Source organism: Roseiarcus sp. (assembly GCF_052145395.1).
Classification (GTDB): Bacteria; Pseudomonadota; Alphaproteobacteria; order Rhizobiales; family Beijerinckiaceae; genus Roseiarcus.
Genome location: NZ_JBKQOT010000112.1, coordinates 1 through 3,406 on the forward strand (window position 1 = coordinate 1; position 3,406 = coordinate 3,406).

At 64.2% G+C, this 3,406-nt stretch carries 3 protein-coding genes and 1 pseudogene; 1 reads left to right on the forward strand and 3 read right to left on the reverse strand.

Going from position 1 to position 3,406, the window contains the following annotated elements; all coding sequences use genetic code 11:
* Positions 1–19 precede the first annotated feature (19 nt).
* Positions 20–1,111 (reverse strand): IS5 family transposase, encoded by a 1,092-nt coding sequence (locus tag ACLP25_RS04020; protein WP_442467942.1) that lies wholly within the window; start codon positions 1,109–1,111, stop codon positions 20–22.
* 148 nt (positions 1,112–1,259) lie between these two features.
* Between ACLP25_RS04020 and ACLP25_RS04025 the strand changes: the two are divergent.
* A pseudogene (locus tag ACLP25_RS04025) lies at positions 1,260–2,250 on the forward strand (IS630 family transposase).
* A gap of 379 nt (positions 2,251–2,629) precedes the next feature.
* Here the strand turns inward: ACLP25_RS04025 and ACLP25_RS04030 are convergent.
* Positions 2,630–2,803 carry a hypothetical protein gene (locus ACLP25_RS04030; RefSeq protein ID WP_442467944.1) on the reverse strand — a complete coding sequence of 58 codons (174 nt, stop codon included), beginning with the start codon at positions 2,801–2,803 and terminating at the stop codon, positions 2,630–2,632.
* Positions 2,757–3,406, reverse strand: a 650-nt coding sequence (locus tag ACLP25_RS04035; RefSeq protein WP_442467943.1) for a beta-carotene 15,15'-dioxygenase, Brp/Blh family, incomplete at its 5' end; no start/stop codon positions are given. The genes ACLP25_RS04030 and ACLP25_RS04035, both read right to left, overlap by 47 nt.

The window sequence follows — 3,406 nt, forward strand, 5'->3', positions numbered from 1 at the left end:
CGGCAATCGGCCCGGGCCTTCATGCGGTCGCCTCCAGGAGCTTCGGCAGGCGCGCCAGATTGTAGGCGGCGGCCGCGAAGGTGAAGGTCCATCCGACGCGCTCCCGGCCGCGGAACTTGGTTCGCTCCTGGCCGGCGACCATCTTGATCCAGCCGAAGGCCTCCTCGATCCGCTTGCGAATGCGTTGGCTGACCGCATAGCCCGGGTGCCGCGTCGTGCGGCCGTCAATCGCCGACGAGCGGCCGCTCGTGTTCTGCGCCACGTGCGGCGTCGCGTTCATCGAGCGCAACTCATTGACGAAGTCCTCGGCGTCGTAGGCCTTGTCGGCGCCGAGCGTGATCGGCCTCGACCGGTCGGCGCGCGGTTCGATCATGTGCAGCGCCGCGATCCGCTCGGCATGGCCGTTGGCCTCGGTCAGGCAGGCGTCGACGACGAGGCCGTTGCGGTTCTCCATCAGCGCATGGCCCATGAAGCAGAGCTTGGCCTCCTTGCCCGGCCCCTTGCGATAAAGCCGCGCCTCCGGATCGGTCGTCGAGGCGTGAGTCTCGTTGAAGCGCTTCTGGCCGTGGAAATCCGTTTCGCGGTTCCGCCCGCCGCCTGGCGACGGCGGCTCGCCCGAGCCGTCCTTCGGCCGAAAGCTCTTCATCGACGCCCGGGCCTCGACCAGCGTGCCGTCGACCGAGAAGTGATCCGTGCTGAGCAGACGCTTCACCCGCGGTTGCGCCAGCACCGCGCTCAAAAGCTTGGCGGCGACGTCGCCCTCCAGCAGGCGATCGCGGTTCTTGGAGAACGTCGAGTGATCCCACACCGCATCGTCAACGCCAAGGCCGACAAACCAACGGAACAGGAGGTCGAACTCCAGCCGCTCCATCAACTGCCGCTCCGAGCGGATGGAATAGAACGCCTGCAAAAGCATCGCCCGCAGAAGCTTCTCTGGCGGAATCGAGGGACGGCCCATCCGGGCGTAGAGCGCCGAGAACTCCACCGAAAGAGCTGCCAGAGCCTCGTTCACGATCAGCCGGATCGTCCGCAGCGGGTGATCTTCGCCGACCCGCGCCCCCAGATCGACGTAGCTAAACAGCGACCCCGACCGTTCATCCCCGCCCCGCATCCATTCGCCTCCGCCAAAGCCAAGGCGAAGGAATCACAGGACGAGCCCGCTGGCCAGCGACTTTTTCAACGGCCTGCTAGTGGATGAAATTTGACGTATGAATCCCGACTGGGATTCCCTGCGGACTCGCAGCGTGCGAGTCGGCGGCATGCGAACCGGCATTTCCTTTTCCATCCCAGCCGCCGACCTTGACCGGCTTCGCGCTCTGGTCAAAGACCGAAACGCGCCGCAAAAGCACGTGTGGCGAGCGCAGATCGTTTTGCTCAGCGCCGAGGAAGCCGGCACGAACGCGATCATGCGGGAGACCGGCAAATCCAAGACCTGCGTGTGGCGCTAGCAGGAGCGTTTCGCCGCCGAAGGCGTGGACGGGCTTCTGCGCGACAAGACACGGCCCTCGCGCATCCCTAAGCTCGATCCTTTGATCGCCGCGCGCGTCGTCGCCCTGACCATGGAGGCGCCGCCGGGCGAAGCGACGCATTGGACTGGCGCGGCGATGGGCGAGGCGGTTGGCGTCAGCGTGAGCTCGGTCCAGCGCATCTCGCGCGCGCATGGACTCCAGCCCCATCGCGTCCGGCAGTTTAAGCTGTCGAAGGACCCCGAGTTCGTCGACAAGCTGCGCGACGTGGTCGGCCCTATGTCGACCCCCCGGTGCGCGCCTTCTGCTCAGCGTCGACGAAAAAAGCCAGATCCAGGCCCTCGATCGCACTCAGCCCGGCCTGCCGATGAAGAAGGGCCGCGCCGGGACCATGACCCACGACTACAAGCGCCACGGCATGACCACCCTGTTCGCCGCGCTGAACGTGCTCGACGGAACCGTAATCGGCCGCAACATGCAGCGTCACAGGCATCAGGAGTTCATCCGCTTTCTCAACGCCGTCGAGCGCGAGGTTCCAGCGGCAAGACGACCCACGCGATCCTCGACAACTACGCGGCTCACAAGCATCCCGCCGTACGCCAACGGCTGGCGCGCCATCCGCCATCCTGACCAAGCGCCGTCTCAAACGCGGCGTCTTCCGATCGGTCGCCGACCTCCAGGCCGCCATCAACCGCACTCGAAGCACTTCCAATGGGTCGCCGACCCCGACAAAATCATCGCCGCCGTCAGACGCGGGCACCAAGCGTTAGAGTCGATCCACTAGCGGCGCTGGAGCCTTCGCAGCCCCCGATGCCGCAGGGCCGATCTCCGGCGGCCGCTTATGCCGTTGGCAGTTTATTCGCCTTCTCTCTCGCTAACGAAACGCAGACCCTCTTCCTCGAACGACTTCAGAATGTCCCACACCATATGATCAATTTTAGCTAGACCCTCAGGGGTGTCAGTTAATTCTGGGAATATGCGCTTTAGAGCGCGACGAATGGCAGATGATGCTGCGATTTGGTGCATGAGCGTTGCTCCTGCCTTTGCGCCAAGCATAACAGGGGGCGCTCTGCGACGCGAGCGATCCAAGCCCAAACGATGCGCGACGCGGCAAACGACGGATCGATTAGCCGGCGCAAGGTTCGCCCCCATTCCGGCTGTCCTCAGCCGCCATTGGCCGATTGCGACGCCCTCACCCTTTTCCAACTTGCGATACGAACTCGTTCGACTACCCCCATGTGGGGGATAGTTAGCGCCGCAAGGCCCACAAAGACCAATTGGACCAGTCTTTCATCGAACGCGGAGCCACGCAGCCAAAGCCAACCGGCCGTCGCCAGCCCGCGTGGAGCCCGCCGCCGAGGCGATCATAAGACCGGGCGAGACATCGGCAAAATAGTCGAAGGTCCGCAACACGTGTCGAGCGCTGTGCATCAAACAAAAGAAGACCGTAAACGCGATCAGCGGAGGCGCAAGCGCCGCAAGCAGGGCGACAGCGGCGATCTCGGCCGCCGAAGAGCGATCGGCAAAAAGACGGCTGGACGCCGCCAGCAACGTCGCCAAAAGCCAGGGCCACCCCGCCGCATGGAGCGTCGATGTGACGGCCAAAGCGGGACCCGCCCCGACCAATAGAGAGAAGATAAGGCTGACTTCGGCCCAGTGAAACAGACAGGGGAGAATGATGATCGCTCCGCCGTAGAAGACGCGAACGATGAAGGGCGTTCCAGCAACGGGGTCCCCCGAGAAATGCACGAGGGAGACGACAAGAAACCCTGTAAGAAAAACCAGCGGGGCGCCGGCCCATAGTCCCACGACGATTGCGGCGGGGACAAAATACGCGGCGCCGAAAAACGCCCAGCCGCGAAATCCCGAGACTCCGTACAAGTTCCTGGCGAACACTGTATCGAGCGCGCCGTGGGGCACGCCAAGCGCCAGCACCAGAG